A 26,868-nucleotide genomic window follows, 5' to 3' on the forward strand; every position below is an offset into this window, starting at 1 on the left:
AAATTTAACGTTTCTATCCCTTCTACGCGCACCTAATTATTACAAGTGGCAAAATAGTTGTCCGGAAGCCCTACCTTTGTTTTCAAGATGCAATTAGAGGATTTATACAAAAAGGCCCAGCATTTTGAATTCCTGACGGCAGAAGAGGGTGTGTACCTGTTTGAGCACGCTCCCCTGACGGAACTGATGCAGATCGCCAACGAACTGAGGAAGCAACAGGTGCCGCACGGCAAAGTGACCTGGCAGATTGACCGGAATGTGAACACCACCAACGTGTGCACGGCCAACTGTAAATTTTGTAATTTCTACCGCATTCCCGGCCACGCGGAAGCGTATATCACAGACATCGAGGAATACAAGCGCAAGATTGACGAAACCCTGAAATACGGGGGCGATCAACTGCTGTTGCAGGGCGGCCACCACCCGGAACTGGGCCTCAGTTTTTACACGAACCTTTTCCGCCAGCTGAAGGAACTGTATCCCACCCTCCGCCTGCACACCCTGGGCCCCCCGGAAGTGGCGCACATCACCAAACTCGAAAAAAGCACCCATATAGAAGTGCTCCGCGCGCTGCAGGAAGCGGGCATGGACAGCCTGCCCGGCGCCGGCGCGGAAATCCTCAACGACCGGGTACGCCGCCTGATCTCGAAAGGCAAATGCGGCGCCCAGGAATGGCTTGACGTGATGCGCGCCGCCCACAAACTGAACATCGCCACCTCCGGCACCATGATGTTCGGCCACGTGGAAACCGTGCTTGAGCGCTTTGAGCACCTGGTGGCCATCCGACAGGTACAAAGCGAAAAACCGGAAGGGCACTACGGCTTCACAGCCTTCATCCCCTGGACGTTCCAGGACGTGGACACCCTGCTGGCCCGTATCCGTGGCGTGCATAACATGACCACTTCGGAAGAGTACATCCGCATGATCGCCCTGAGCCGCATCATGCTCCCCAATATCAAAAACATCCAGGCCAGCTGGCTGACGGTGGGCAAGGCCGTGGCGCAACTCTGCCTCCACGCCGGCGCGAACGATTTCGGGTCCATCATGATCGAAGAAAATGTGGTAAGCGCCGCCGGCGCACCGCACCGCTTCACTTACCGGAGCATCCAGGATGCCATCCGCGAAGCAGGCTTCGAACCGCAGCTGCGCACACAGCTGTACCAGTTCAGGGAAATTCCGCAAACCATCGAAGAACAGGTGATCAACTACTGATTCACCCGGGAAAATCATACGAGGGCTGACCAAGGTCGGCCCTTTTTGTTGCAACCAAATCCCGGCGCCAGTAGCTACGGCAGTATAGACGTGTTGGCACAAGACCTGAAAATTCCTATTCCTTCATCTGAATTGCAACATAATTGCAAACGAAGGTATCTACGCTTCATCTATACAGAGGCTATGCTTCATCTACGGCGCATCCCCGGAGGGGCTTTGGAGAAGCTTACCTAAAACACTGGCTTTCAACAGCGTCAACACTTTAACAAAAAGCTTAATAAATTGGCAATTCCCGGCGCACCAGCCCTTTTCAAACCTTTAACAGTTCCCCCAAAAATATGTTAAACCCGGTCGGGCGGTGTATCTTTTGCACCCTGTTTGCCGTCTTACCTGTACAAAAACACAGCACTATGAAGAACAAGATGAGATATTTAACTGCGGGGGTGCTGACAGGATTAGTGCTTTTCCTGGCTGCCTGTTCCGGCACCAAAGTCACCTCTTCGTGGAAAGAGCCGGAGGTTTCCCTGCATCCCGATCAGAAAGTGATGGTGATGGCGCTGGTATCCGATAAAGAAGGCGGATTGCGCGCCAATATGGAAAAGGAAATGGTATCCGCCCTTAGGCAACGCGGCTACAACGCCGTGTCGGCTTACCAGGAATACGGCCCCGCTGCATTCAAAGGCCTGAACGAACAGAAGGCGATGAATAAAATCCGCCAGCGAGATATCGACCAGGTGATGACCATCGTGATGCTCGACAAAAGCAAGGAAAAGAATTATGTGCCCGACAGGAGCCCGTTCTACCGCCCCTTCCCGCCGTATTACGGCAGGTTCTGGTGGTATTACAACAGCATGTACGACAGGGTGTACCAACCGGGGTATTACACCACCAACACCCGTTATTTTCTGGAAAGCAACCTGTATAACCTGAAAGACAAACAGCTGCTTTATTCCGTACAGACGGAAACCTTCGACCCTTCTTCCGCCGCCAGAATGGCCGTGGTTTACAGCCAGCAGGTGGTGAAGGATATGACCAAACAGCAGCTGATTTCAAAACGCTAGTAGTACAGTACCGTCATAATCAAAATCAACAGGTAATCTGCCAAAGGGCGGGTTACCTGTTTTTGTTTAACGGTATTTTTCCTATGTTTACCCCGCCTCATTATGCTAGAACTCCTTGTAAACGATACTACCAGCTTACGGCAGCTTCAACCGGCACACGCGCCCGCCCTGTTTCAACTGGTCAACCTTTCGCGTAAGCACCTGCGTAAATTCCTGCCCTGGGTAGACTACAATACCACCGAAGAACACTCGCTCCGTTTCATCGAACTGATGCTGCGCAAAGCGAACGAACAAACCGCCGTGGCGTTCGGCATCTGGCACAACAACGAGCTGTGCGGAGTGATTGACCTACACGATTGGGATCATGCGCTGCAAAAAGCGGAAATCGGCTACTGGCTCGCGGAAGCCTGCCAGGGCAAAGGCATCGTTACCAGCTGCTGCAAAGTCCTCATCGGGTATGCCTTTGCCGCTTTACGGCTGAACAAGGTGGAAGTGCGCTTTGTGCTGCAGAACGACAAAAGCGCGCAGATACCCATCAAACTCGGGTTTGCCAAAGAAGGCGTGCTGCGCCAGAGCGCAAAACTGCACGGCCAGTATGTAGACATGGTGGTGATGGGTATGCTGCGGAAAGACTGGAAATATTAAACGTCGCAGATCAGCACGCCCTGCTTCAGGGAAGCCAGTTTATCCTCCCGTTTCGGCACGAATTCCTGCGCTACGAACCCTTTGAAACCGGTTTCGTACACGGCTTTCATGATCGCCGGGTAATACAGCTCCTGCGTTTCGTCGATTTCATGCCTGCCCGGCACGCCACCGGTGTGATAATGGGCGATGTACTGCTGGCTGGCCTGCAGGGTGCGGATCACATCCCCCTCCATGATCTGCATATGATAGATGTCGTATAATAATTTGAAGCGCTCCGAGCCGATGGCTTTACACAATTCCACGCCCCAGGCCGTATGGTCGCACTGGTAATCGGCGTGATCTACCTTGCTGTTGAGCAGTTCCATGACGATGGTCACTTTCTTTTTCTCCGCGTAGCTCATCAGTTTTCTGAGGCCGGCGGCGCAGTTTTCGATGCCCTGCTGGTCGTCCATGCCGCCTCGGTTGCCGGAGAAACAGATGAGGTTGGTGAAGCCGGCTTTGGCCGTTTCGTCGATGAGCTGCTCGTATACCTTGATCAGCGGTTCGTGATGTTCCTTACGGTTCCAGCCGCGGGTGATGCCCCAGTCTTTATGGTTGAGTGCCACCATGGCGCAGGTAAGGCCGTATTTTTTGGCCGTATCGAAGTCTTTGGGCCCCAGCAGGTCGATCGACTGGATGCCGATTTGGCCGGCGGCCTTGCAGAGGTCTTCTAGCGGGATGCCATTATAGCACCACGCGCAAACGGAGTGATTGATTTTTCCTTTCAGTTTTTCGTCCACCGCCTGCTCGTGCGCGGCCACGCGGTTGGACAGGGAGGTGAAGGCGGTGCTTGCCAGTGCCATGGTTGCTACTTTTTTGATCGCATCTCTGCGGGAATGATTTGTCATAACGTGACGGGTTTACCGGCAGTGAATTTAATCGAATTATCGGCCGGATGCAAGCCGGATGCGTGGAAGTACGCTATTTTCTTTCCCATAAAACCATGTGACGAATGCCGTTCGTATATAAATCCAATACCGGTAAGGCTTTCCGGACACCGGCCGTTTTGGGCGGCGGAATTGTCCGGCCCGGGGAGTAACATTTTGGTAGGCTATTTGATTATATGTATAAAACGTGTGCGTATGGAAAGAAGAGCTACCCCCAGTTTATTACTTTGCCTGCTGATGGACCTGCTTGGTGCGGCCAGTTACGCGGTGCCGATGCTGGGTGAGGTGAGTGATGTGATCTGGGCGCCTATCTCGGCCCTCATTTTCTACAGAATGTTCGGCGGCCCCGTGGGCGCTTTCGGCAGTATTTTCAATTTCATTGAAGAATTGTTCCCCGGCCTGGACTTTATCCCCACTTTTACGATTGCCCGCCTGGTGGTGTATCTGACACAATACTGGCAAGACAGTCCCAAAAAGCGGATGATCAACGATTTGCGAGCCGGTAAACGAGCTTGAGACCGGACCACACCTCATCTACCGCGCAAACTTTCACATCTACCAGCCCCAAAGCCAGGGCGGCTGCCCGGATAACGTCTTCCGTAACATCCGTTGCCACTCCCGACGATTTTTTGGGCCAGGATATCCATATCGTGCCGTTTTTCGGGATGTCGGCCATCAGCGACGGTAATGCCGCTTCGAGCACCTCCCTTTGCTGCACGAAAAAATGCACGAGGTCCGCCTTCCCTTTCACCCATTTCACATCTTCCGGCAAACCTTCCAGCAATGATTTATAGTGCGCGGGCGCATGCCTGGCGCTCAGTGTGGAACCGGGCCTGACCCCTAATTTCCGGTACAACGGCGTGCCTGAATAACCTGCCGGCATATGTGTCGGTTTTTACCGAATGTAGCATTCTTTCAGGGATTGGCCTGCCCGGTAATTGCAGCATACCGGCTGATGCCGCGTTTCGATTTGAGGGGGTAGCGGCGGGATAGGGGGGCTTGTTAGAGCATGCTGGCGGACGGCGCACTTCCTCCAAATGGCAGTCGTTAGGCGCACTACCAGGTAACTTGTGATGGAACACCCTGCATGCTGACGAAGCGCACGCTCCCGCTCGCAGACGACCCGGAAAGCAAGACCGCCAGGTAAATCATCGCAGTTTTGCCGCGGGTGGCAATATGGCGAAATGCTTTCCGGGAAAACATCCTCTGTCTACATCGCCGGAGGCGGCGGGGGCATTCCCATCCTCATGCCGGATGCTTTCCCGCCGAAACTGTTGATAAACCAGGTAAAACTCAGCATAAAGTACTGGCGTAGCACCTGGCTCTGCGAATCTTCGATATAGTTGCCGCTCACCGTACGGTTCACGCTGACGTTCTGCTTCAGCAGGTCGTACACCTGGAATCGCAGCTGGCCCTGTTTTTTGGCGAACAGCGTTTTTGAAACAAACCCGTTCACCATCGTGTATTGCTGGTTGTAACCGGCGCTGCGCCCGGTATTGGCAATGTAATCCACATCGCCGCCGATCATGAAGCCCAACGGCAGGTTCACGTTAAAGTCGAGGTTGAGGCCGAAGTTGAAGTAATCCGTATTATTCCGTTTATCCACGCTGAAACGCGCGCGGTTGTAATTCACGCTGCCGCCAGCCGCCACGTCGAACAGCTCTTCGTGCATGTAGTTGAAAGTGGCGCCCTGGGTGATGTTCAGCGTGTTGGTGAAGTTCTCCCGGCTGTTCAGGAAACTGATGTCCCGGTTGTAGCTCACCATGGTATTGGAGTTGACGGACGTGCGCTGCTTTTTGTTGAAGAAAAACCCGTTGACCATAAAAGCGCTGAGATTGTAGTTGCCGTTCACGTTGAGCGGTTTCGTCACCTGGCGGCCATCCGCCGTCAGCGTATTGGAATTGACGATCTGGTTCAGCACGTACAAACCGTTCAGGGCTGCAAAAAAGCTGCGCAGTTGCTCCTGGTTATAAGCATTGTAGCTGATGTTCAGGTTGTTGGAGAACGATGGTTTCAGGTCCGGGTTGCCCTCTTTGACAAACAGGGGATTGGAGTTATCCGGCACCGGCTGCAGCTGCTCCAGCGTAGGCTGTTTCGTTTGCCCGCGATACGAAGCGCGGAGGCGTTTCTTCGATGAAAAGTTGTAGTTGAAATGCGCCAGCGGCGAAACATTGACCGTGCTCTGGCGGATCTCCGTGTGTTTGCTGAGGTTTTCGCTGTTGAGGTTGTTGAACTGCACATTCATGCCCAGCGTGTAATTATACCGCAGCTTCTGCGTCATCACGCTCAGCCCCGCCTGGTGGTTGCTATACATGTTATCGAATGAATTGGACAGGCTGTCGTCGAGCACATCGTACCCCTCGCCGGGTTTGCTGCGGTTGTAGGTACGCCGGTTGGACGAATTGAAATTGTAGGCGTACCCGTAATTCAGCTCCAGGAAGCGATCGGTAAAAATCGGCTCGGTGTAACTCATCCGCACGCCGATGTTGTTCGATGCGTTGCGCTGCATTACTTTCTGGTCGATCGTATCGATCTTGCGTGTGGCGTTCTGTTCATAGTACGCCGTGCGCGACTGGTTAAGCGACTCGGATTCGGTGCTGCCGGCGCCGAAGGTGAGGTTCGTACTGAACGTGCGGCCTTTTTTCCGGAACTTTTTGCGGAAGAGGGCGGAGCCGTTCAGGTTCGGCGTTTGCATCGTAGACCGGGTGAGGCTGCGGCCGGTGTTGAGCGTATCGCTGTTGAGCAGGGTGGTCGTTTGATTTTCGGAGTAGGTATTGCCGGTGGTCCAGGTGAGGTTCGGCGTTACGATCAGCGAATGGAAAGAATCGATCTCATATTCGATGCGTGCATTCACCCGGTGATTGGCGGAGTTGTTGAGGCTGCCGTTGAGGTTGTTGTTGAACCGTGAGGAATCGGGGGTAAGCCTCGTTTCGCCCTCCACCCTTTTTTCATTTTCCCGCCGCGTATCGTTCATAAAATAACTGCTGCTGAGGCGCAGCCCTTTGGCGAGGTTATCGCTGTAGTTGATGCCGCCCATCCAGTTGCGGGCCACCCCTTCCGCGCCGGCGCTGTTCATCATCATCCCGCGCCCGCCGCCACCGCCACCCATGGCGGTGTTGTTCACGTTATTGCCCATGCCCACCACTGCCAGCTGCTGCGTGTTCCGGAAGCGGTTCAGGTTGGCGTTCGCCGAAAACCGCTGGTCGGAACCATACCCCGCCGTAGCCCGGCCAAACATGCCTTTCTTACGGTCCGGTTTGATCGTCAGGTTGAGCGCCTTTTCCGTTTCGCCGTCGGCAATGCCCGTGAACTGGGCCTGGTCGCTTTTCCGGTCGATCAGCTGTATTTTATCGATCACGTCGGCCGGCAGGTTGCGCGTCGACATTTTGGGGTCGTCGCCGAAGAACGGTTTCCCGTCCACCAGCACCCGTTTCACCGTTTCGCCATTAGCCTTGATGGTGCCGTCTTTCTCCACCTGGATGCCGGGCAGCTTTTTCAGCAGGTCTTCCACCACGGCGTTTTCCCTGACCTTGAAGGAACCGGCGTTGAATTCCACCGTATCCTCTTTAATGGTGATGGGAGGTTTTTGTTCCACCACTTCCACTTCCTGCAAATTCAGCCCTTTCCGCAGCAGCGCCAGCGTTCCCAGCGACACCAGGCCCGTTGTATCGTGTATCTGCACATTGCGGGCCAGCGGGTTGTACCCCATGTAAGTCACCATCAGCACATATTTGCCGGGCTGCATGCCCTTGATCGTAAAAGCGCCTTTGGCATCGGCCACCACAGAAGTAACCAGCGCGGAGTCTTTTGCGGCCAGCAGCGCCACCGCCGCATTCGGGAGAGGCTCGCGGTTGACGCGGTCTGTCAGCACACCGGTGATGCGGTTGTCGCGCTGCTGTGCCCGGGCAACCGAAATAATGGCCATAAGCGCCGCCAATAAGGGTAAAAGTCGATGTTTCATAAGGGTGTCTGTGTCTTAAACTACCGGAGTTTCTCTAACTGATCGTTGTGGAATTTTTCGATGATCTGGCGCCGTTTCTCTTTCAGCTCTTCGGGCGTTACTTTCTGCGCATTGGCCGGAGGGCTTACCTCTGCTTCGGATACGGGCTTCAGGGTCACTTTTTTGGCTATGAAGGAACGTTTGCTGCTTTCAATGGCTAACACCACGCCCTTTTCGGGCAATACGCCGTTCACGGGGGAAAACAGCACGGGAATGTCTTCCGTATACCATACCACGAAGTTTTCTTCCCCCACCTTCACCGTTGCCCGTTTGCAGTTGTACCCGGCAATGTTTTTGGTTTTCCCGGAGGTTTTGAATGCGGCGGGCTGTTTGTAGTCTTCTTCCGTGTACCAGGCGCCCGTCACCACGCTGTCGGCTTTCTCTTCCGTAACGGATATATACTTCCTGTTTGCCAGATCAATATACGTGGTGTTACTGACAGGGGGGCGCAGTGCGGCAGATCGCATGCCGGGCCCCGCTCCGCTGACCGTTACCGAAGGAGCGCCACCAACGGCCACTGCGGATTGAACCGCGCCGCCACCGGGGCCGGGGCCGGCCGACATCATGATGCGGTTAGACATGCCCTCGGTTTCAATCCGGGCCCGGCCGCCTGAAAAAGTCAGTGTCTGTTTCGTGGTGATGATGTCCGGCAGGTCGGGCATCGGCGCATCGGCTGGGGCGGGGCTGCCACCGGGCCCGTAGGCTACAATCCTGAACGAACCGGCCTCCACGCGGGCCGTCATTTCGTATTCGATCACGCCGGACGTTTGCTGCGCCGCGGCCGGCAATGCGCCCGCAAGCAGGGCATACAACAGTATTTTCATGACTTTCGGTTTTAGGCGATAAAATTGCGGCTTCTCGCCCGGCACGATGGTTAACCAGTACTATTTAGTGTTAATTAATGTTAAGCCCCGTTTGCAGTTGCCGGGGATTGGATAGTTTTACAACCATGCGGAACAGAATCCGGACAATATTGGTTTTAATGTGCTCCTGCATCCTGGGTGTTTTCATCTTTCAGGGATACTGGATTTATAACGCCTATCATGTAAGGCTGCAGGACTTTAACCGCGACATCAACGATGCGCTCCGCACGGCCGTGCAGAACAAACAGTTCGGCGATGTGCACCGCCTCTTTGCCCGGGCGATACCGGCGGAAAGGGGTGCCGTTATCGGCAGGCCGCGCATGATCAACCTGCAGACCGACACCCGTTGGAGCGACTCCGGTATGGTGGCGCAGGGCGTCACCGTTACCCGGGTAATCCAGGCCGACAAAGGCCGGCTACACCTGCGCCTGTTTACGGGCGACTCCATCAAAAGGGTTTACTCGGATTCTCTTTCGAAGGATATTTCCGACATGCTGATGGCGAACAAATACTACAACAGCCGCATGTCTGTCAAAAGCCTCGATTCCGTGTACGGCCGGGAACTGGCGTCGCGCGGCATTACCACGGCGTATGAGCTGGATTCCATCAACATGACCCCCGAAGTGCTGGACGCCATCAATACCGGCAAGCCGGACCCACTGCAGTCTTTCGTCATTCCCTTCAACCCTTTCAGCGAATACGCCGTGCGGGCGCGCTTCAGCAGCCCTCTGCGCCACATCCTTCAACAGATGCTGGGAACGCTGTTGGGTTCCGCCGCGCTGCTGCTGCTGACGGTAGGCTGCTTCATCTACATGCTGCGCACCATCCTGCAACAGAAAAAACTCTCGGAAGTCAAGAACGACTTTATCAACAACATGACGCATGAGCTGAAAACGCCCATCGCCACGGTGTCTGCCGCGGTGGAAGCCATGCAGAACTTCAACGCCCTCAACGACACGAAAAAGACACAATCCTATCTCGCCATTTCGCGGCAGGAACTGCAGCGCCTCAGCGACCTCGTGGAAAAAGTATTGCACATCGCCGCGGAAGAAAAAGAGAATTTCGAGTTGAATTATGAAACCACAGACATCAACGACCTGGTGAGCAGCATCGTGGCCAATCACCGGCTGAAAGCCGCCAAGAACGTCGATTTCAGCTACACCGTACTGTCAGACCCCTTAGTGGTGGCAGACCGTACGCACCTGGCCAATGCCATCAACAACCTCGTTGACAATGCCATTAAATATTCCGGCGACCCCGCCGTTGTGCACATACAAATCGCCAAAGAAGCACAGCACCTGAAAGTGACCGTGAAAGACAACGGTATTGGCATTCCGTACAGTTACCAGGAAAGCATCTTCGAAAAATTCTTCCGCGTTCCCAACGGCAACCTGCACAACGTAAAGGGTTTCGGGCTGGGGCTTAGCTATGTGAAAAAGATCGCGGAGATGCATGGCGGCGCTGTGCGCGTTAAAAGTTTGCCGGAAAAGGGGAGCGAGTTCACGCTGGAAATTCCATTGGGGTGAGGGCTTATTTCCCTGGGATGCAGAAGGCCGGTGGATACGGGCCCTGCAGGGACGGAGGGTTCATGGTTCAATGGTACCCTTTGTGGAGATGGAGAGTATGATTTGGAAAACAAGAGACCCGATAAATGGAATTTCTGCGGAGATGATGAATATGGATTTTGCACAACAGGAGGCAGCATAGGGGGACCGATGAAGAGTCGAACTATGAGAACAGAAGACGAGTAAGTGCTGAATTCTGCGGAGATGTCGAATAAGGATTCTGCACAACAGGGAGTCGGATAAATGGGGGGGGGCCGGAGATGAAAAATATGAAAGCAAAGACCGGGTAAATGGTGAGCCTCACGCGGAACGAAGCCTTGCAACATCAAAAAGAAACGATACGCAAATAACGCCGGCATCCTTTCCGGATAGCCGCTACCATTTAGAAAAACAGAATCTTATGGACGCTACCGTACTGCTGGTAGAAGATGAAAAACAACTGGCGCAGATCGTAAAAGACAGTCTCGAAATGAGGGGATTCCGCATGTTCTGCGCCCACAACGGGCAGGAAGGCCTGCGACTGTACCGGCAGCATAAACCGGACATTCTCGTGCTCGACATCATGATGCCGGACATGGACGGTTTCTCCATGGCGGCAGAAGTCCGGAAAACAGATAAGTCCATTCCCATTATTTTCCTCACCGCCAAATCACAGACTGCTGACGTGGTCAAAGGTTTCGAACTGGGCGGCAACGATTACCTGAAAAAACCCTTCAGCATGGACGAGCTGATCGTGCGCATCAAATCACTGATAGGCCGCTTCCAGCCGGCACCGCAGCCCGGCGACGATGAAATCCTCATCGGGCAGTACGCGTTCAACTACACGAAACAAACCCTTACCCGCAATAACCACAAGGAATTTTTGTCGCACCGCGAAGCCGAAGTGCTCTGGCGGCTTTGCCGGTACCGCAACCAGGTCATGGAACGGAAATCCATCCTGCTGGACCTCTGGGGCGACGATAACTTCTTTAACGCCCGCAGCATGGACGTATTCATCACCCGCCTTCGCAGGTACCTGAAAGACGACCCACGGATACAGATTGTGAACATCCGGGGTGTGGGGTATAAGCTGATTTCCTGAGGAGTTGTGCTGCCGGCACCGGCATCTGTGGCCTCAGCAGCCGGGCCAGGCTGGTTCGGCGCAGGTTAGATGACCAGCTTGCAGCGTGGGGATTTGATGAGGTGTTTGTACTTCCGGAAACGGTAGTACCTGGCGGCCGGTTGAAACAGTTCAATCCAGAACCAGAGGACCCACTCACGGCGTGGAGAGTACGTTGACTTCATGAGGCGTTTGTACTCAGTAGCCGGTTGATGCTTGTCCAATGATGAGTAGAAGGCACGCTCACAGCGTGGGGAGCACATTGACTTCATGAGGCGTTTGTACTTCAGGAAACAGTAGTAGCCGGTTAAAGCTGTCCAATGCAGAGTAGACGCCCCACTCACCGGATGGGGAGCACGTTGGTTTCCAAAGGCGTTTGTACTCAACCGCTTGAAGGTATCCAATGCAGAACCTGATGGCCCCTCTTGCAGCGTGGAGTGCATGGCTCAGTGCGGACTATATTGATTATCAAGCAAAGTTGACAATCCCCCCGGGAATGTGATAAACCTTATTAGCTGAATAGATACAGCACGTCTTCTTTGGTGAGTTTCTTGATGAAGCCGCTGTCGTCCGCAATGATCTCCTTGACCAGTGATTTTTTCCTTTCCTGCAGTTCCAGGATTTTCTCTTCCACCGTGTCTTTACAAATCATCCTGTAAGCGAAGATATTTTTCGTCTGGCCGATACGGTGCGTACGGTCGATCGCCTGTTGCTCCACTGCCGGGTTCCACCAGGGGTCAACGATGTACACATAGTCGGCCGCCGTGAGGTTGAGACCCACGCCGCCCGCTTTCAGCGAAATCAGGAAAACCCTGCAATCGTCGTTGTTCTGGAAGTTCTGGATAGCTTTTTCGCGGTCCATCGTAGACGTGCTGCCGTCGAAGTATTCGTACGGGATTTTCATATGGGCCAGCCGGTCGCGGATGAGGCCCAGCATGCCCAGGAACTGGCTGAACACCAGCACCTTGTGATGCCCGATGTTCTCGGCGATTTCGCGGGTAAGCTCATGCAGCTTCACGGAATGGTTGGGGTACTTTTCCGTTTCGTTGAGAATGGCCGGCGAGTCGCAGATCTGCCGCAGTTTCATGAGGCCCTGCAGAATGGTGAGCTGGCTGCGTTCCATTCCCTGGTCTTCGATCACGCCGAGAATTTTGGAGCGGTACGTATTGCGGTACGCATCGTAAATATGGCGCTGTTCCGGATCCATTTCGCAGAAAATCACCGTTTCGATTTTCTCCGGCAGATCCTTTGCCACCTGCTCTTTGGTGCGGCGGAGTATAAAGGGGTAGATCAGTTTTTTCAGGTGCTCTTTGCGTTCCTCGTCCTGAAATTTGTCGATCGGCGTGGCGAATTCATTCCTGAAAAAGTCCACACTGCCCAGCATGCCGGGGTTGAGGAAGTTCATCTGCGCATAAATATCGAAGGTGTTGTTCTGCATGGGCGTACCGCTCAGCGCAATACGGTTGCGGGTGTTGAGCAGTTGCGCCGCTTTTGTCACTTTCGACTGCGGGTTTTTGATCGCCTGGGATTCATCGAGTATCACATAATCGAACTCCATTTTCATCAGCAACTGCACATCGCTGCGCAGCGTACCGTAAGTGGTGATCAGGATGTCGAAGGCCTGCAACTCTTCCGGGTTACGCAGGCGCGCCGGGCCGTGATGGATGTGATAAGTGATTTCGGGCGTGAATTTCCGGATCTCGTTTTCCCAGTTATAGATCAGTGTGGTGGGACAAACCACCAGCACGAGGCATTTCCCGTTTTCGTTTTTGTAGTGCTGGATGAAGGTAAGGGCCTGTACGGTTTTACCAAGACCCATATCGTCGGCCAAAATGCCGCCCCATTTCACCTCATCGAGGTAATTCAGCCACTGAAAACCGCTTTCCTGGTAAGGCCGCAGGTTGGCTTGCAGGTTCGTGGGCAGGCTGACGCTCCTGATTTCGTCGAACTGGAGCAGCTTGCGGCGTTTTTCATCCAGCTCCACCAGGATCGCTTCGTCGTCGATAAACTCGTAGAGCTCATCAATCACCGAGAAGTTGTACTTGCTCAGTTTGAGGCCAGCGCCTTTATCTTTTTCTTCCCCGATTTTAAAGAGCAGGGAATATTTTTTCAGCCATTCTTCCGGCAGCAGGCCCAGCGTACCATCGGCCAGCTGCACGTAGTTCTGTTTGTTGGCAAGCGCGCGTTTGATATCGCGGATGCCCACCTTCTGATCACCATACAGCACTTCCACCTGCGCATCGAACCAGTCGATGCCGGAACTGATCTGCAGGTTGGTAACGGGTTTCTGCGGATTGAACCGGAAATTCCGGAGCTGCTCGAACCCGAAAACACGCACGTTCATTTCTTTCAGCGCGTCGAAAAAGAGGAAGAACCAGTTGTTCTTGAGCGCTTCTTTCGACCGCAGGAAAAAATAGTTATAGTTGTTGAGATGTGTAAAATTGGTATGCAGGGTGCGCAATTTGGCCACAAATGCGTTCTCGGCTTCCTTGTTCCGGTGAATGACCAACACCTTATTGCCTTCCTGCACGGTGATGCGCGTTTCTTCGTTCCATTCCACCTCGTGCCCGTGATAGGCGAAGCCGGGCTGGATCACGAAAGTTTCGCCCAGTTCTTTGAGATACACCCGCGTTTCGGGCACGATGTCGTCGACCTCCGCCAGCAGGGCGGCGTCGAACTGCACGGGGTAATTTTTACCGAGGGGCAACATCACTTCCTTGAGAAAATCCTGCCATTCGCCCGAGGGCACACGCAGCGCGTTCATCTGCTGATAACGCATGATGCTGATACTGTCCTGCGGGTTTTTGAACTGGTACATAATGCCGTTGTGGAGGAACAACAGGGGGCTGGCCCACTGGTTCTCTGACACATTCACAGCCTGCCCGTCGATGTCTACCCAGGCGGTGATCTCCACGTTCCCGTCTACCTGGCTGGCCTTGAAATAAGGCTCCAGCGGCATATCTTCTATCTGCAGCGGCTGCAGGTTTTTTGTTTTGAACGGCTGCCCTTCGCGCAGCAAAAACACCAGGGGGTGCTCGGCCAGCTGCGGGAACAGTTTGTTTATTTTGGGATGCAGGTATTCAACGATGAGCTCCATGGTTTCCATGGGCAGCCCATCTTCGTTTTCGTGCATGATGTTTTCCCAGATGCCGGCAAAGGGGGAATTTTTGTTGAGGAACTTGCTCACTTCGCCCTGCTGCAGTTTCCGGACAGGGGTGATCAGGTCGCGGTCTTTTTCCCTGAACAGGTAAAAGTCCACGTACTTGCCCAAATCTATCCGGTTTACAAGCGACACGAATTCAGACTCGTCTTCGTTCGCATCGCCGCTGATCAGTTCCACCTGGAAATAGGGGAACAGTTTGTCGTTCGCGTTCAGCACCACGCCCAGCCGGCGTGTAGTCGTGATGGTTTGTTCCTCTTCCGGCTCCGGTTTGACGGCCACGGGCGCTTCCACTTTTTTGATAGTAGGGTCGAGCACCCGCAGGAACGGCTTCCCGTTCATATAAGAAAACGTGAATTTGCCTTCCAGGTCATCACTCAGCGAATACCCGTAAGACGACAGTAGTTTGTTCTTTTCTTTATCCCAGTTGCGCAGCGTATCGAAGTAAAAAGGGCCGTGGGCGTTCAGCAGTTGCAGGAACAGGGCCGTTTTGTGCACGCAGAGCGGGTGCTCATGCTCGTCGCAGGTACAGTGCGTATCGAAGTTGCGCTCTTCGTTCCTTTGCAGGATGAGCGGGTATTTTTTATTGTCGACCTTCAGCTCCGCTTCCACTTTTTCGTCTTTCGCGGATTTGATGACCGCCTGCGACTTGCGGAGGATGCGCTCGGCATCCGCCATCATGGCGCTGGAAGTAAGGAGTTTGATGGTTTTTAAGTCGATCGACTTCATTTTGATCAGCGTATGCTGCTGATCATATTGTGTTTCAAATGATTCGAAGTGGTTCCGGTCGAGCATTTCCTGCAGCTGGAACAGTGCGGCCGCTTCGTGCCGGCAGATGTCGCCCAGGTTATAGGGGCACTGGCAACGAACGCTCATCGTGGAGGGCTCGTGGTATTTGTTGATGGATACCTTATAGTAGTTGGCGTGCGTATCGCTTTTCACGCGGAAAGTGGCCGAGCGCAGCACCGGGTCACCTTCAAGCAATTCTACCCCTCCCGTGGCAAAAATGCGCTTGCCGCGGCGAATCACCTCATCGGTGCCGTTATTATATACATATTTTAATAAGTGGGGTAGCGACATGCTTTCCTTGCTATTGCCCCTTTTTAGCACAAGCCGGGGTTAGAAACAAATATCAATAAGGCGATGCATCATTTTTCCGGTCTGCTGAGTTCGTTTTTTCCTGTTCGCGGCTCATGAAAAGGCAATCCACAAAAGTAAGCATAAAAATTCAAACAGAGAGGGGCTGAAGGGAGAAAAGCACGTTTCGGGGCGGGTGTGGCCGGATATATTTGAAAAATGTGCAACTGAAACAAAAAAATATCCATTGCGGACGGGGGTGTTCCGGAAGTAATTTCGCATAAATTATTTCTATGGGAAACACACTCAACATCGACAATTCTAAAAATTCAAATCTCGGCCTGCTGATCCTCCGTGTTGGAATCGGCGTACTCTTCTTTGTTTTCGGCTGGCAAAAAATCGCCGGTGGCGAACAGGTATGGACGGGTGTGGGCAGCGCGATGAGTTTTATCGGCATCAGCGCCTGGCCTACTTTCTGGGGTCTGCTGGCCACCATCGCTGAATTCGCGGGCGGCCTACTACTGATTTTCGGGCTCTTCACCCGTTTCGCGGCGCTTTCGCTGGTGCTCACCATGATCGTTGCCACCATCATGAAAGTGGCTTCCGGCGGCGGTTTGATGGAATTCTATTCCCCGCTCACCATGCTGCTGGTGAATATTTTCTTCCTGCTCCACGGCGGCGGCGTTTATTCGCTGGACAACTATCTCCGCTCCCGCAGGCAGTTAGCTGCGTAAACTCAAAACCTTCACATAAAAAAGGTGTTCCAGTTGCCTGGAACACCTTTTTCTTACCCAGCAGCGCCGGGGTATTATTTTTCCTTAACCAGCTCGCCGTTCCGCAAAATGGGCAGCACATCGGCGCCATCGGGCGTGAGGCAGAAGCGGATATCTTCTTCCAGTCCATAACGGGCCAGGCGCTGGTAGTGGGATGCTTTTTTCATGAAGCCGAACAGGTCGCTTTTGGCGCTTTCGTACAGCGTTTCGGCGGCCAGGGCGGAATCGCAGTTGACATCAAAATGCTCTTTGATCCGGCTCACCACGGCGCCGGCGAAAAGGGTGTCTTCCATATTCACGCGGTCTTTCCACGCGGCACAGCCCAATATTACGTGCTGGCCCTGTGAAATGAGGTATTCGCATACGGAAGAGATGTTCGGGAAAGAACCGGTGATGATCTGCACCGCATCTTTGGCCATGTGAAGCAGTTTGGTGCCGTTCGTTGTAGTCAAAACCAGCACTTTGCCGCTGATAAATTCAACCGGGTATTCGAAAGGGGAGTTGCCGTGCAGCAGGCCGTCGGCAATTTTTCCATCGCGCTCGCCGGCGGTAATGGCATCCAGCTGGCGCCCGATATTCACACATTCTTCCACGGTAGCCACCGGTATCACTTTGGCCGCGCCATTATGGAGCGCCGTACAGATAGTGGAGGTGGCCCGCAGCACATCAATAATCACCACAATGCTGTTCTTCACGTCGAACAGGTGCAAAAGGGCCGGTGATAAACATACTTCCAGCCTTGGTTTTGTAATCTCGCTCATGCTTCTTTTTTTAATCAAGGATCACCCGCCACTTTTCGCTTTCCGCATATTCCTTGATGATTTTATTGCGCAGCTGCAGCAGCCGCTTCATATATTTTCTCAGGTAGAGTTTTTCGAACCAGCGGCCCATCCGGCCATAAGGCGTCCCAAACTCCATGATGTCTATCATAATGGTGCCGTTGTGGATCTCCTTGAAATAGTGCTCGTGTTTCATATAGGTGAAATCACCCTGCTCCATTTCATCACAAAAGTATCCGGGCTTCTGCATTGCCGTGATCCGCATGGTCAGCTCCCTCATTTTATTCAGGTGCTTTGCACGCCAGGTCACTGTTTCGTCGTATTCAATCAACCCACTGGTTTTTCCCTTGATGGCTTCTTCCTTTAAATGTTCCATGCTGCGCTTGTGCAGCGTAATGCTCCGGCTCAGGTCGAACACCCTGGGCAACGGCGCATGAATAACCGTGGTGAGATGAATAAGCGGCATAGCAGTAATACAATTTAAGATATGGTATGGTAACGATGGTTTTCAATAACGCTGCCCCTTTCCGCCAAATTGCAAAAGCACCCGGGTTTTAGCCGATAAACGGCGCTTTTGCCACTTTTGCCTTCAGGAGCTTATCCCGAACTGCAATATAAATCTCTGTATCGAGTGTTGCAAAGCCTGTTTTAACATATCCCAGCCCGATGGCCTTTTGCAGGGTGGGCGACTGGGTGCCGGACGTCACCCGGCCGATGGTGTTGCCCGCGGCGTCTTTGATTTCGTAATCGTGGCGGGGAATGCCCTTGTCGATCATTTCAAAGCCCACCAGTTTTTGCTGTACCCCTTCGGCCTTCACCTTTTCGAGGATGGGGCGGGCGGTAAAGTCTTTCGTAAACTTGGTGATCCAGCCCAGGCCGGCTTCCAGTGGGTTGGTGCGGTCGTCGATGTCGTTGCCGTAAAGGCAGAAACCCATTTCGAGGCGCAGGGTATCGCGGGCGCCGAGACCGATGGGCTTAATGCCTTTGGAAGCGCCGGCTGCGAAAATGGCATCCCAGATCTTGTCGGCTGCGCCGTCCTTATCCTCGAAATAAATTTCCAGGCCCCCCGCCCCTGTGTAGCCGGTTGCGCTGATCAGCACATTGTCGACCCCAGCGAAAGTGCCTTTGACGAAAGTGTAGTATTTCAGGTTCACCACGTCCTGGTCGGTCAGCGACTGCATCACGCTGGTGGCGTTGGGGCCCTGAATGGCCAACAGGCCGGTTTTCTCGGAAATGTTGTGCATTTCCACCCCTTTGGTGTTGTGCTGGCTGATCCAGTTCCAGTCTTTTTCAATATTGCTGGCGTTCACCACCAGCATGTATACCTTGTTTTCTTCGATACAATATACCAGCAGGTCGTCCACGATGCCGCCTTCGTTGTTGGGCAGGCAGCTGTATTGAGCCTTGCCGGCAGTGAGTTTGGAAGCGTCGTTGGAGGTAACCCGCTGGATGAGGTCGAGCGCATTTTCACCTTTCAGCACAAACTCGCCCATGTGGCTCACGTCAAACACACCCACACTGTTGCGGACGGCCGCATGCTCATCGTTAATACCGGAATAGGAGATGGGCATGTTGTAACCCGCAAAAGGGGCCATTTTTGCGCCCAGCGCAATGTGCTTCTGTGTAAATGGTGTGTTTTTCATGCTGTAATGTTTCTTTTTTTGTTGTAACTCCTTCAGAGCCCGGCAAATTTAGTATTTAATTTGAGTATAAAACAAAGCGGGCCGGGCGGTCAGACAATCCCGTGATAAAGCTTATTTTTGCGGCAAAACTCCCCGGCAGTGAAAAAGATCTACCTGTTGTGCCCGCTTGTTTGTTTAACGCTGGCAGCATATCCGCAAAAGAAAGCAGACCGAAAAATCATGAGCAACCTGCAGCTGCACGTTGCCTATCTTGCCAGCGACAAACTGGAGGGCCGCCGCACTGGCACGGCGGGTGAGCAGCTGGCCGCGGCCTACATCGCCGAGCAGATGAAACAGGCGGGGCTTAGCCCGAAAGGCACCAGCGGCTACCTGCAGGAGTTTACCGTGCGGGAAGGAAAAGAAGCCGGCCCCAAAACACGCCTGCTGCTGAACCACCGCCCGCAGGCGGCCGGAACTTTTATCCCCCTGCCTTTCAGTGCCCAAAAATCGGCCAAAGGCGAAGTGCTGCCGGGAGTGAACGACCTCGATAACGTTTGGCTCATTGACGTGAAAGCGGCGGAAGACGAAATCAACCCCCACGGCGCCCCCATGGAGTTTTACATCAAAAAGACCAAAGAAGCCAAACAGAACGGCGCCACCGGCATTATTTTCTTCAACGGGCCGGAAACAACATTTACCGTGCAGAAATGGCTCGACGAAAAAGTAGACCCGCTTCCTATCCCCGCCATCTGGGCCGGCCCGGAAGTGAGCAAAATATTCAGTGCCGACGATGCCAACGGTTTCCAGGTGGATTTTGAAGTGGAGCTCAAACCCAGCAAAAGGACCGGTACTAACGTAGTAGGTTATATCGACAATGGCGCCGCCACCACCGTGATACTGGGCGCGCACTTCGACCATATCGGGTATGGCGAAGACCATAATTCCATGGCACCTTCCGAAAAAGCCATCCACAACGGCGCCGACGATAACGCCAGCGGCACGGCCGCCCTCATCGAGCTGGGCCGGATGCTGAAAGCGTCGTCCCTGAAAAAGAACAATTACGCCGTGGTGGCCTTTTCCGGTGAAGAACTCGGCCTCTTCGGCAGCAAATATTTTATCGATAACGGCGGCATCCCCATGAAAGACGTGAACTATATGGTAAACATGGATATGGTAGGCCGCCTCACTGCCGATAAAGGTCTCCAGATCGGTGGCGTCGGCACGTCTCCCGCCTGGGACGCCATCCTGAAAAGCGCTGTTCCTCCCGGCATCAAGGTCAGCTACGACTCCACCGGCGCTGGCCCATCCGACCATGCTGCATTTTACCGCAAAGATGTGCCCGTGCTGTTTTTCTTTACCGGCACCCACGGCGATTACCATAAGCCCAGTGACGATACAGACAAAATCAACTATGACGGCAGCCTCAAAGTGGTGAAACTGGTGTACAGCATCGTTGAAAAAGCCAACGTACAGCCGCGCCTGGCATTCACCAAAACCCGCGACCGGCAGCCCGTTAGCACCAAATTTTCCGTAACGCTGGGCATCATGCCGGACTATACTTATAATAAAGGTGGTGTACGGGTGGAAGGCGTTTCCGATGGTAAACCCGCCAGGAAAGCCGGCATCGTGCCCGGCGATGTGATCGTGCAACTGGGTGAAAAGCCGGTGAGTGACGTGGAATCCTACATGAGCGCGCTCTCCGTATTTAAGGCTGGCGACCATACCACCGTTAAAGTAAAGCGCGGCAAAGAAGAGAAAGTATTTGATATCGCTTTTTAAATGTGGTTTTTATAACTTGCGGTATGCGTTATCTTTTATTTTCCCTGGCACTGCTGGCTGCGTGTAATCCCGTGCGCGAAAAAACAGATACCACCAATTATGAAGTGATCAGCGACAAGTGTTTTGTGCTGCGCGAACAACACGCTACGGCCGACAGCCTCGTGAACGCCAGCCGCGACAGTATTATCCGCTATCTTCAGCAACACGACTTCCAGGCCCGGTATGTGAAGAAAGACAGCCTCATGTTCCGCCGCGCCAACGCGCTGCAGGTGGAAATTGTGCTGCCGGCCCCGCAGGATGCCTGGGAATCCAATACGATCATAGTATTCGATCCGCAAAAAAATCCGCTGTTCGTGAATCTCCGGAAAGGGACTTCGCAGGTACAGCAGTATGTAAGCGGACAGTAAACCAGAAAACTCTTATCCCTTGCCAGTTCATCAACACATCAGGGTGACGGCAGATGCCGTTGTGCTGCGTTTTTCCTCTAAAGAAGGCATGATGGTGCTGCTCAGTAAACGCAGCATCCCCCCACACATTTTTAAATGGGGCCTGCCCGGCGGTTTCATCCGCAACGACGAGCCCGTTGAAGATGCCGTGCACCGTGAAATCCGCGATGAAACCGGGTTACGCGCCAATTACCTCGAACAGTTCCGCACGTTCGGCGCGCCGGACCGGGACCCTCGCGGCCGTGTGCTGTGCGTGGCGCATATAGGCCTGATCAAACCTACCGCTACCAAGCTGATTCCCGGCGCGGGCAATAAAGAAGCGCGCTGGTATCCAGTACGGGAGTTGCCTCAGATGGCCTTCGACCATGCAACCGTCATAGCCGCCGCACTGGACCACCTGCGGATTCGCATGCGGAACGAGCCCCTCGCGTTCGAGCTGCTCGAAGCGAAGTTCCCCGTTTCCGAACTTGAAAAACTCTATGAATGGCTGTACGGTCGCCCGGTAGACCGCCGCAACTTCCAGAAAAAGATCCATAATCTCGGCCTGTTGACCACCCAGCAGGAAAAATTAAAACACCCTCTTCAGGGCCGCCCCGCCCAATTATACAGCTTCAACCAGGAGCGCTTTAACGAATTGAAAGAAAAGGAGGAATACATCGAAATTTTCTCTTAATTATTTGAGACTCAATTTTATCGCTTTTTGACACAAATTTTTCCGCTGGGAATCAATGAGAAAAATTTTTTTGTGTATCTGGTACAATAAACCGATTGCGCATTATAGCAATCCCTTATTCGTGTTGATTTTCTGGAAAATGATCACCCGTTTTCACCATATCCCGGTTAAAAATCCGCCGACGGGGCCGGTTACATGAAATATTGGGATAATCCGTTATTTTCGTAAAACCCGTTACCGATCGTTCACCGGTCCATTTCGTGACTGCATTCTCAGTGTATGGAAGCAAACCTCATTCTCCTGGCCGACGCCTACAAATATTCCCATCATAAGTTATACGTGCCAGGCACCACGCATATCTATTCTTACCTGGAAAGCAGGGGAGGGCTGTTTGATGAAACCGTTTTTTACGGGTTGCAGTATTTTCTGAAAGCGTACCTCGCGGGCCCTGTCGTTACCGCGGAAAAAATCCGGGCGGCGGGTGTTGAGCTGGAAGAGGTGTTCGGACGGAAGGATGTGTACGACCCGGCTCGGTTTACGTATATTCTCGAAAAACACGGGGGGCGACTTCCGGTCAGGATTAAAGCAGTAGCGGAAGGCAGCGTGATCCCGGTGAAGCAGGTCCTGATGACCATCGAAAATACCGACCCGGCCTGTTACTGGCTTACCAATTTCCTCGAAACACTGCTGATGCAGGTGTGGTACCCCTGTACGGTGGCCACCCTTTCCCGGGAGATAAAAAAAGTAGTGAAGCGGTATTACGAAGCCACCGCCAGCACTGCGTCTTTTACGGGAATCGATTTTGTGCTGAACGATTTCGGTTTCAGGGGCGCGAGCTCGGTGGAAAGCGCCGGGTTGGGCGGAAGCGCGCACCTGGTCAACTTCAGCGGCAGCGATACCCTCGCCGCATCCACCTTCGCGAAAAAATACTACCATGCGGCGAAGGCGCCCGGCCTGTCTATCCCCGCTACGGAACATTCCATCGTCACGCTGCTGGGTGAAAAAGGAGAACCGGACATCTTTAAACATGTTTTGGATACCTTCCCTTCCGGGACCATCGCCTGTGTATCGGATTCCTACAACATTTTCCGCGCGTGCGAAGAGTATTGGGGCACCCTGCTGAAAGACCAGGTGCTCGCCCGCAACGGCACGCTCGTGATCCGCCCGGATTCCGGGGATCCGGTCAGAACCCTGCTGGCCGTGTTCGACATCCTGATGGCAAAATTCGGGCACAGCGTCAATGAAAAAGGGTACAAAGTATTGCCGCCGCAAGTGAGGGTGATCCAGGGAGACGGAATCAGTTATGAATCCATACCCGTCATTTATAAGGCACTGAAACAAGCCGGCATCAGCGCCGAAAACCTGGTGCTGGGAATGGGCGGCGCTTTATTGCAACGCGTTAACCGCGATACGCAGGAGTTTGCGCTGAAATGTTCCTACGCCGAAATCAATGGCCGCAGTGTAGACGTGCAGAAATCACCCGCGGAGCTCGATGCCGATGGCCAACTGCGCACTTCATTCAAAAAATCAAAAGCGGGCCGGTTAAAGCTCATCCGCACCGAAGCCGGTTTTGAAACCGTTGCTGCCGGTTCCCATCCGCAACATTCCGACCTGCTGCAAACCGTGTTTGAAAATGGAGCATTGATAACAGACCAGCGATTTGAAAATATAAAAACCAACGCCGCGATATGATCAAAAGACTCTACCTGCCGCCGGTATTGCTTCCGCTGCTGATTGTCCCCATATTAGTTTGGGCTTTCCTTTTCAGCGATGCCTTCGACATTCACCTGCACGATACTTATTTTGTAATTGGGCCATATTTCCTCACTGGCCTGCTGGGCGCCATCGTGCTATTCGAAACGGCCGTGTACCTGGTTACCCGTTCGTTCCGGCAGTGGCGCGTGCTGCAGTACATCCATGTTTATACGCTGTTTTTTTTCATCCTGACCTGCTTTTTTGCATTTTTTTTCGAAAGTAAGGCAGGAGTGCATGGGGGTAACCAGCTCCCCAAGCGTTATTTTGTTGATTATTCAACCTGGAGTGATTCGGCTTTCTGGTGGGGGAGAATCGTTTTGATCTCGTTTTTCGCAATGACCCTTGGACACGTAGCATTTGTCACAAATGTCATCGCAGGCTTCTTTCGAGGCAAAAAAGCCCCTCTTTAGGGCCGTTTCCGTATTTCAGGAATTTTAAGGATATTGCAATATATGCGGAAAGAGATAGCTGTGTTAAGTTTTTGTATGCTGGGGGCGCAAAGTATGGAGGCCCAGGATTCTTTGCAGGTAAAAGAAAACCCTCATCATCTTCCCTTCACAAAAGATACGCTCAGGCGTTCGAGTGTGTTCCCGATACCCGTGGTGGGTTATTCTCCGGAAAAAGGGTTCGAGTTCGGCGTAGCCGCCCTCTATTCTTATTATGCAGATAAGAAAACCCCGTCGCTCCTCACCAGGAACTCAACCATGGCGGCACTGGTGACTTTCACTACGAAGCAGCAGTTCAAACTGAACTTCCAGACCGACAACTGGACACGCAACAACGACTTCCACATCAAAACCAACCTGCGTTACCACAACTTCCCGGTGTATTATTACGGCATCGGCGATACCACGCATCATGCCGACCAGTCGCTGATCGGCAACAAACGCTACAAAATATCGGTGGAGGCGGAAAAGCGCGTCACGAGCCATTTCTACGCAGGCTTGTCCGTTACTTACCAACACGATAAGTATACAGCAGACAATGACAAAGGCATCTTCCCGGAAAGCTCCCTCGTGGATAAAACCGGCGGTTATTCCACTTTTCTGGGCGTAACCGGCGTGTACGACAACCGCGATAACCAGAATTACTGCACCAACGGCACTTATGTCCGTTTCAACGCCGCTTATGCACCATCGTTTCTCAGCAAGCATCCGCTCTGGCGTTTCGAGGTCAAAGCCAGCCAGTTTATTCCGATTACCAGCAAAAGTACGCTGGGCCTGAATGGGCTCGCGCAAAGCCTCCAGGGGAAGACGTTGCCGTTTTACCTGCTGCCTGAGCTGGGTAACGATAACATCATGCGCGGATATTATACCGGCCGCTACCGCGATCAGAACTACCTCGCCGCGCAAGCCGAATATCGTTATTACGTGGATCCTAAGATCCGTATCAAATTATGGTTCGTGGATCTGCAGCCGACATTTGCGTTGGCAGGATTTGCAGGCACCGGTACGGTTTTCAACAACGACGGGTTTTCGCTTTCCCGCCTCAAGCCCAACTATGGCCTTGGCATCCGCTATTTCTACGACAAGTCTGCCCGTATCACCGTGCGGCTGGATTATGGCTGGGGCGAGAAAAGGCCCGGGGAAAAGAGACAATCGGGATTTTATCTATCCCTTTCGGAAGCATTCTAGGTTTTTCACATAATAAAGAAAGGCTGCCCCATCAGGCAGCCTTTGCTATTTAATATCGTCTAACTGATTAACGTTTTACGTACTTCACCATGGCGTACAAAAACATCAGACTGAACAGGATGATGAAAAACCATGCACCATAATGGCCGATCTTATTGCCTGCCTCGTAAATAGCGTTAAGTAAAACGTTCAACAACATGATATACAGTTTTAAGAAATTTCAGGGGGCAAGTTAGCGTTTTCTCGTGAAAAACGCAAAATACCGCTTGTTTTCCCCACCCAATCCCGCCCACAATTTATTTTCCCAGCCTCGTTTTCCCTGCTGACATACTGCTGTCAAATCCCCGCCTGAAATTTGTAGTATCATTAAAAACACCAGACATGAAAACGAAACGTTGTTACCTATTTGTATTTGACGGCTATTCCGATTGGGAACCCGCTTTGGCAGCCGCCGCGCTGCAACAGTTCACTGCATTTGAAGTAGTTCCTTTTTCCCTCAGCGGCCAAGCCATTACCAGCGCGGCCAATCTCACGGTTGTTCCGCAAACCTCCCTGGACAAACTGGATGCGTCGGCGGCCGATCTCCTGATCATTCCCGGCGGCAGCGCCTGGTCTGAGGGGCGCAACCGAGAGATCACACCGTTCGTGAAAGCCATGCTGAAGGAGGGAAAAACCATCGCCGCCATCTGCGACGCCACGCTGTACCTCGCTGACGAAGGCCTGCTCGACAATGTGCCCCACACGAGCAACGACCTTGGTCTGCTCAAACAAGCTGTGCCTGCATACGAAGGTGAATCGCACTACATCCAAAAACCCGCCGTGGCTGCGGGCCCCTTCATCACGGCAAACGGTACGGCGAGCGTTGCATTTGCCCTGGCAATACTAAACAAGTTCAGGTTGCTCGATAACAACGAAGCGTTCGCCTTCTGGTTTGGATTTTTTCACAAGCCGGAGTTTCAAAATCTGCGATTGGATTGAGTTGTGTCCGCTGCGGGTGAGTTTTTTTTATTAAGGAGATGATGTATATGCTGCCGGGGCATACATGTGCGTCATTTCGTTTTTTCTTTCGAAATGACCTCTACGAGTTTGTATTCATATACGCCTATATCCTGAATGCGCGGATCGCGGGGAATGCGGTTTACGCGGAGCTTATACAGGTGCCCTTTTTCGTATTTAAAGCCATCGATCGGTTCCATCAATTTTTCCCAGGGCTCCGTAGCCGGCGTCATGAGCTTGTCGCCGTATTGCACCTCATAGCAGGTCGTTTTACCGAAACCTGGGCCGCGGTCGCACTCTGCTTCGCTCTTCACCCAAATCACCAGCTCTTTTGTTGCCGGGGCGGGCTTTTCTTTGCGCACCAGCGTCAGGCCGTCCGAACCATAGTTAGCACCCTCATACCGCAGGCTTTTGCCGTCCTGTTTAAAATAAAGCGTGTCTTTCTGTGGATTCCCGCTGCCGACCGTCACCAGGGTGACCAGCAGCCGGCCGCTATCCTGTGTGGCCCAATTCCCCATTTGCACGATTTCGGGAGTGCTGTTCTGATAATCGGTGGTCATTTGCACTTCCCCGCCGTCTACGACGCTCAGTGCGATGAGGCGGCCGGGGCTGGAGGCGGCGGGCAGGTTAGCCTCATAATATCCTTCGGGTGTGGCGGGTACGGAAATGGATGTTTGTGTGCTGTCTGACGTCCCGGATTTCGGGCTGTTCTGGCACGATGTGAAGAGCACCATGGCAGCCAGGGGCAACAAGAGTATTTTTTTCATATGATTGATTTACCGGAATATAACACGTGGAGGGGC

At 53.1% G+C, this 26,868-nt stretch carries 25 protein-coding genes; 14 read left to right on the forward strand and 11 right to left on the reverse strand.

What is annotated here, in order from left to right:
• Positions 1-87: 87 nt before the first annotated feature.
• The 3 genes from mqnC (at position 88) to EGT74_RS08590 (ending at position 2,918) form a co-directional block, all read left to right on the forward strand.
• A complete protein-coding gene (gene mqnC / locus EGT74_RS08580; protein ID WP_123846096.1) occupies positions 88-1,212 on the forward strand; it encodes a cyclic dehypoxanthinyl futalosine synthase in 1,125 nt (374 codons plus the stop codon).
• Between the two features lie 410 nt (positions 1,213-1,622).
• Positions 1,623-2,273: a hypothetical protein gene (locus tag EGT74_RS08585; RefSeq protein ID WP_123846097.1), complete on the forward strand. Its 651-nt coding sequence runs from the start codon at positions 1,623-1,625 to the stop codon at positions 2,271-2,273.
• A gap of 102 nt (positions 2,274-2,375) precedes the next feature.
• On the forward strand, positions 2,376-2,918 hold the full coding sequence (locus EGT74_RS08590; protein WP_123846098.1) for a GNAT family N-acetyltransferase: 543 nt from the start codon (positions 2,376-2,378) through the stop codon (positions 2,916-2,918).
• Here the strand turns inward: EGT74_RS08590 and EGT74_RS08595 are convergent.
• Positions 2,915-3,805: a hydroxypyruvate isomerase family protein gene (locus tag EGT74_RS08595; RefSeq protein ID WP_123846099.1), complete on the reverse strand. Its 891-nt coding sequence runs from the start codon at positions 3,803-3,805 to the stop codon at positions 2,915-2,917. The two genes, EGT74_RS08590 and EGT74_RS08595, sit on opposite strands and share 4 nt — an antisense overlap.
• Before the next feature lie 234 nt (positions 3,806-4,039).
• On the opposite strand from EGT74_RS08595, the gene EGT74_RS08600 reads away from it, so the two are divergent.
• Positions 4,040-4,360 (forward strand): hypothetical protein, encoded by a 321-nt coding sequence (locus EGT74_RS08600; RefSeq protein ID WP_220392826.1) that lies wholly within the window; start codon positions 4,040-4,042, stop codon positions 4,358-4,360.
• Here the strand turns inward: EGT74_RS08600 and EGT74_RS08605 are convergent.
• The 3 genes from EGT74_RS08605 to EGT74_RS08615 all read right to left on the reverse strand — a co-directional run bounded on the left by EGT74_RS08605 (position 4,329) and on the right by EGT74_RS08615 (position 8,668).
• Complete coding sequence (locus EGT74_RS08605; RefSeq protein ID WP_123846100.1) at positions 4,329-4,727, reverse strand: DUF3052 family protein; 399 nt, start codon at positions 4,725-4,727, stop codon at positions 4,329-4,331. The genes EGT74_RS08600 and EGT74_RS08605 overlap by 32 nt on opposite strands.
• Positions 4,728-5,054: 327 nt before the next feature.
• Positions 5,055-7,769 carry an outer membrane beta-barrel protein gene (locus tag EGT74_RS08610; protein WP_158618061.1) on the reverse strand — a complete coding sequence of 905 codons (2,715 nt, stop codon included), beginning with the start codon at positions 7,767-7,769 and terminating at the stop codon, positions 5,055-5,057.
• A gap of 56 nt (positions 7,770-7,825) precedes the next feature.
• Positions 7,826-8,668: a GLPGLI family protein gene (locus EGT74_RS08615; RefSeq protein WP_123846102.1), complete on the reverse strand. Its 843-nt coding sequence runs from the start codon at positions 8,666-8,668 to the stop codon at positions 7,826-7,828.
• 158 nt (positions 8,669-8,826) lie between these two features.
• Between EGT74_RS08615 and EGT74_RS08620 the strand changes: the two genes are divergently transcribed.
• A complete protein-coding gene (locus EGT74_RS08620; RefSeq protein ID WP_158618062.1) occupies positions 8,827-10,233 on the forward strand; it encodes a sensor histidine kinase in 1,407 nt (468 codons plus the stop codon).
• A 439-nt stretch (positions 10,234-10,672) separates the two neighbouring features.
• Positions 10,673-11,353: a response regulator transcription factor gene (locus EGT74_RS08625; protein WP_123846104.1), complete on the forward strand. Its 681-nt coding sequence runs from the start codon at positions 10,673-10,675 to the stop codon at positions 11,351-11,353.
• 65 nt (positions 11,354-11,418) lie between these two features.
• On the opposite strand, the gene EGT74_RS26875 is transcribed toward EGT74_RS08625, so the two are convergent.
• Entirely contained in the window at positions 11,419-11,556 is a 138-nt protein-coding gene (locus EGT74_RS26875; RefSeq protein ID WP_158618063.1) for a hypothetical protein, read from the reverse strand.
• A 326-nt stretch (positions 11,557-11,882) separates the two neighbouring features.
• On the reverse strand, positions 11,883-15,611 hold the full coding sequence (locus EGT74_RS08630; RefSeq protein ID WP_123846105.1) for a DEAD/DEAH box helicase: 3,729 nt from the start codon (positions 15,609-15,611) through the stop codon (positions 11,883-11,885).
• Between the two features lie 290 nt (positions 15,612-15,901).
• On the opposite strand from EGT74_RS08630, the gene EGT74_RS08635 reads away from it, so the two are divergent.
• Positions 15,902-16,342, forward strand: a complete 441-nt coding sequence (locus tag EGT74_RS08635) for a DoxX family protein (protein ID WP_123846106.1) — start codon at positions 15,902-15,904, stop codon at positions 16,340-16,342.
• 74 nt (positions 16,343-16,416) lie between these two features.
• On the opposite strand, the gene EGT74_RS08640 is transcribed toward EGT74_RS08635, so the two are convergent.
• The 3 genes from EGT74_RS08640 to gcvT all read right to left on the reverse strand — a co-directional run bounded on the left by EGT74_RS08640 (position 16,417) and on the right by gcvT (position 18,803).
• Positions 16,417-17,142, reverse strand: a complete 726-nt coding sequence (locus EGT74_RS08640) for a 2-phosphosulfolactate phosphatase (RefSeq protein ID WP_123846107.1) — start codon at positions 17,140-17,142, stop codon at positions 16,417-16,419.
• Positions 17,143-17,152: 10 nt separating this feature from the next.
• On the reverse strand, positions 17,153-17,626 hold the full coding sequence (locus tag EGT74_RS08645) for an SRPBCC family protein (protein ID WP_123846108.1): 474 nt from the start codon (positions 17,624-17,626) through the stop codon (positions 17,153-17,155).
• An 88-nt stretch (positions 17,627-17,714) separates the two neighbouring features.
• Entirely contained in the window at positions 17,715-18,803 is a 1,089-nt protein-coding gene (gcvT, locus tag EGT74_RS08650) for a glycine cleavage system aminomethyltransferase GcvT (protein ID WP_123846109.1), read from the reverse strand.
• A gap of 138 nt (positions 18,804-18,941) precedes the next feature.
• Between gcvT and EGT74_RS08655 the strand changes: the two genes are divergently transcribed.
• The 6 genes from EGT74_RS08655 (at position 18,942) to EGT74_RS08680 (ending at position 25,069) form a co-directional block, all read left to right on the forward strand.
• Complete coding sequence (locus EGT74_RS08655; RefSeq protein WP_123846110.1) at positions 18,942-20,561, forward strand: M20/M25/M40 family metallo-hydrolase; 1,620 nt, start codon at positions 18,942-18,944, stop codon at positions 20,559-20,561.
• 23 nt (positions 20,562-20,584) lie between these two features.
• On the forward strand, positions 20,585-20,968 hold the full coding sequence (locus EGT74_RS08660; protein WP_123846111.1) for a hypothetical protein: 384 nt from the start codon (positions 20,585-20,587) through the stop codon (positions 20,966-20,968).
• Positions 20,969-20,987: 19 nt separating this feature from the next.
• Positions 20,988-21,680: an NUDIX hydrolase gene (locus tag EGT74_RS08665; protein WP_123846112.1), complete on the forward strand. Its 693-nt coding sequence runs from the start codon at positions 20,988-20,990 to the stop codon at positions 21,678-21,680.
• 279 nt (positions 21,681-21,959) lie between these two features.
• Positions 21,960-23,372 (forward strand): nicotinate phosphoribosyltransferase, encoded by a 1,413-nt coding sequence (locus tag EGT74_RS08670; RefSeq protein WP_123846113.1) that lies wholly within the window; start codon positions 21,960-21,962, stop codon positions 23,370-23,372.
• Positions 23,369-23,845, forward strand: a complete 477-nt coding sequence (locus EGT74_RS08675) for a hypothetical protein (RefSeq protein WP_123846114.1) — start codon at positions 23,369-23,371, stop codon at positions 23,843-23,845. The genes EGT74_RS08670 and EGT74_RS08675 overlap by 4 nt, the downstream gene beginning before the upstream one ends.
• Positions 23,846-23,938: 93 nt before the next feature.
• Positions 23,939-25,069, forward strand: coding sequence for a BamA/TamA family outer membrane protein (locus EGT74_RS08680; RefSeq protein WP_158618064.1), 1,131 nt, complete (start codon positions 23,939-23,941; stop codon positions 25,067-25,069).
• A 67-nt stretch (positions 25,070-25,136) separates the two neighbouring features.
• On the opposite strand, the gene EGT74_RS27255 is transcribed toward EGT74_RS08680, so the two are convergent.
• Entirely contained in the window at positions 25,137-25,268 is a 132-nt protein-coding gene (locus EGT74_RS27255) for a hypothetical protein (RefSeq protein WP_262697103.1), read from the reverse strand.
• A gap of 182 nt (positions 25,269-25,450) precedes the next feature.
• Between EGT74_RS27255 and EGT74_RS08685 the strand changes: the two genes are divergently transcribed.
• Positions 25,451-26,047, forward strand: a complete 597-nt coding sequence (locus EGT74_RS08685) for a DJ-1/PfpI family protein (protein WP_123846116.1) — start codon at positions 25,451-25,453, stop codon at positions 26,045-26,047.
• A 71-nt stretch (positions 26,048-26,118) separates the two neighbouring features.
• Here EGT74_RS08685 and EGT74_RS08690 read toward each other — a convergent pair whose 3' ends face one another.
• A complete protein-coding gene (locus EGT74_RS08690) occupies positions 26,119-26,832 on the reverse strand; it encodes a DUF4377 domain-containing protein (RefSeq protein WP_123846117.1) in 714 nt (237 codons plus the stop codon).
• Positions 26,833-26,868 lie beyond the last annotated feature (36 nt).

Origin of the sequence: Chitinophaga lutea (assembly GCF_003813775.1) — a bacterium.
Classification (GTDB): domain Bacteria; phylum Bacteroidota; class Bacteroidia; order Chitinophagales; family Chitinophagaceae; genus Chitinophaga; species Chitinophaga lutea.

Excerpts from the sequence above, each read along its gene's own strand:
- mqnC (WP_123846096.1), top strand. The coding sequence starts at position 88 with ATGCAATTAGAGGATTTATACAAAAAGGCCCAGCATTTTGAATTCCTG.
- EGT74_RS08585 (WP_123846097.1), top strand. The coding sequence starts at position 1,623 with ATGAAGAACAAGATGAGATATTTAACTGCGGGGGTGCTGACAGGATTA.
- EGT74_RS08590 (WP_123846098.1), top strand. The coding sequence starts at position 2,376 with ATGCTAGAACTCCTTGTAAACGATACTACCAGCTTACGGCAGCTTCAA.
- EGT74_RS08595 (WP_123846099.1), bottom strand. The coding sequence starts at position 3,805 with ATGACAAATCATTCCCGCAGAGATGCGATCAAAAAAGTAGCAACCATG.
- EGT74_RS08600 (WP_220392826.1), top strand. The coding sequence starts at position 4,040 with ATGGAAAGAAGAGCTACCCCCAGTTTATTACTTTGCCTGCTGATGGAC.
- EGT74_RS08605 (WP_123846100.1), bottom strand. The coding sequence starts at position 4,727 with ATGCCGGCAGGTTATTCAGGCACGCCGTTGTACCGGAAATTAGGGGTC.
- EGT74_RS08610 (WP_158618061.1), bottom strand. The coding sequence starts at position 7,769 with ATGGCCATTATTTCGGTTGCCCGGGCACAGCAGCGCGACAACCGCATC.
- EGT74_RS08615 (WP_123846102.1), bottom strand. The coding sequence starts at position 8,668 with ATGAAAATACTGTTGTATGCCCTGCTTGCGGGCGCATTGCCGGCCGCG.
- EGT74_RS08620 (WP_158618062.1), top strand. The coding sequence starts at position 8,827 with ATGTGCTCCTGCATCCTGGGTGTTTTCATCTTTCAGGGATACTGGATT.
- EGT74_RS08625 (WP_123846104.1), top strand. The coding sequence starts at position 10,673 with ATGGACGCTACCGTACTGCTGGTAGAAGATGAAAAACAACTGGCGCAG.
- EGT74_RS26875 (WP_158618063.1), bottom strand. The coding sequence starts at position 11,556 with ATGAAGTCAACGTACTCTCCACGCCGTGAGTGGGTCCTCTGGTTCTGG.
- EGT74_RS08630 (WP_123846105.1), bottom strand. The coding sequence starts at position 15,611 with ATGTCGCTACCCCACTTATTAAAATATGTATATAATAACGGCACCGAT.
- EGT74_RS08635 (WP_123846106.1), top strand. The coding sequence starts at position 15,902 with ATGGGAAACACACTCAACATCGACAATTCTAAAAATTCAAATCTCGGC.
- EGT74_RS08640 (WP_123846107.1), bottom strand. The coding sequence starts at position 17,142 with ATGAGCGAGATTACAAAACCAAGGCTGGAAGTATGTTTATCACCGGCC.
- EGT74_RS08645 (WP_123846108.1), bottom strand. The coding sequence starts at position 17,626 with ATGCCGCTTATTCATCTCACCACGGTTATTCATGCGCCGTTGCCCAGG.
- gcvT (WP_123846109.1), bottom strand. The coding sequence starts at position 18,803 with ATGAAAAACACACCATTTACACAGAAGCACATTGCGCTGGGCGCAAAA.
- EGT74_RS08660 (WP_123846111.1), top strand. The coding sequence starts at position 20,585 with ATGCGTTATCTTTTATTTTCCCTGGCACTGCTGGCTGCGTGTAATCCC.
- EGT74_RS08670 (WP_123846113.1), top strand. The coding sequence starts at position 21,960 with ATGGAAGCAAACCTCATTCTCCTGGCCGACGCCTACAAATATTCCCAT.
- EGT74_RS08675 (WP_123846114.1), top strand. The coding sequence starts at position 23,369 with ATGATCAAAAGACTCTACCTGCCGCCGGTATTGCTTCCGCTGCTGATT.
- EGT74_RS08680 (WP_158618064.1), top strand. The coding sequence starts at position 23,939 with ATGGAGGCCCAGGATTCTTTGCAGGTAAAAGAAAACCCTCATCATCTT.
- EGT74_RS27255 (WP_262697103.1), bottom strand. The coding sequence starts at position 25,268 with ATGTTGTTGAACGTTTTACTTAACGCTATTTACGAGGCAGGCAATAAG.
- EGT74_RS08685 (WP_123846116.1), top strand. The coding sequence starts at position 25,451 with ATGAAAACGAAACGTTGTTACCTATTTGTATTTGACGGCTATTCCGAT.
- EGT74_RS08690 (WP_123846117.1), bottom strand. The coding sequence starts at position 26,832 with ATGAAAAAAATACTCTTGTTGCCCCTGGCTGCCATGGTGCTCTTCACA.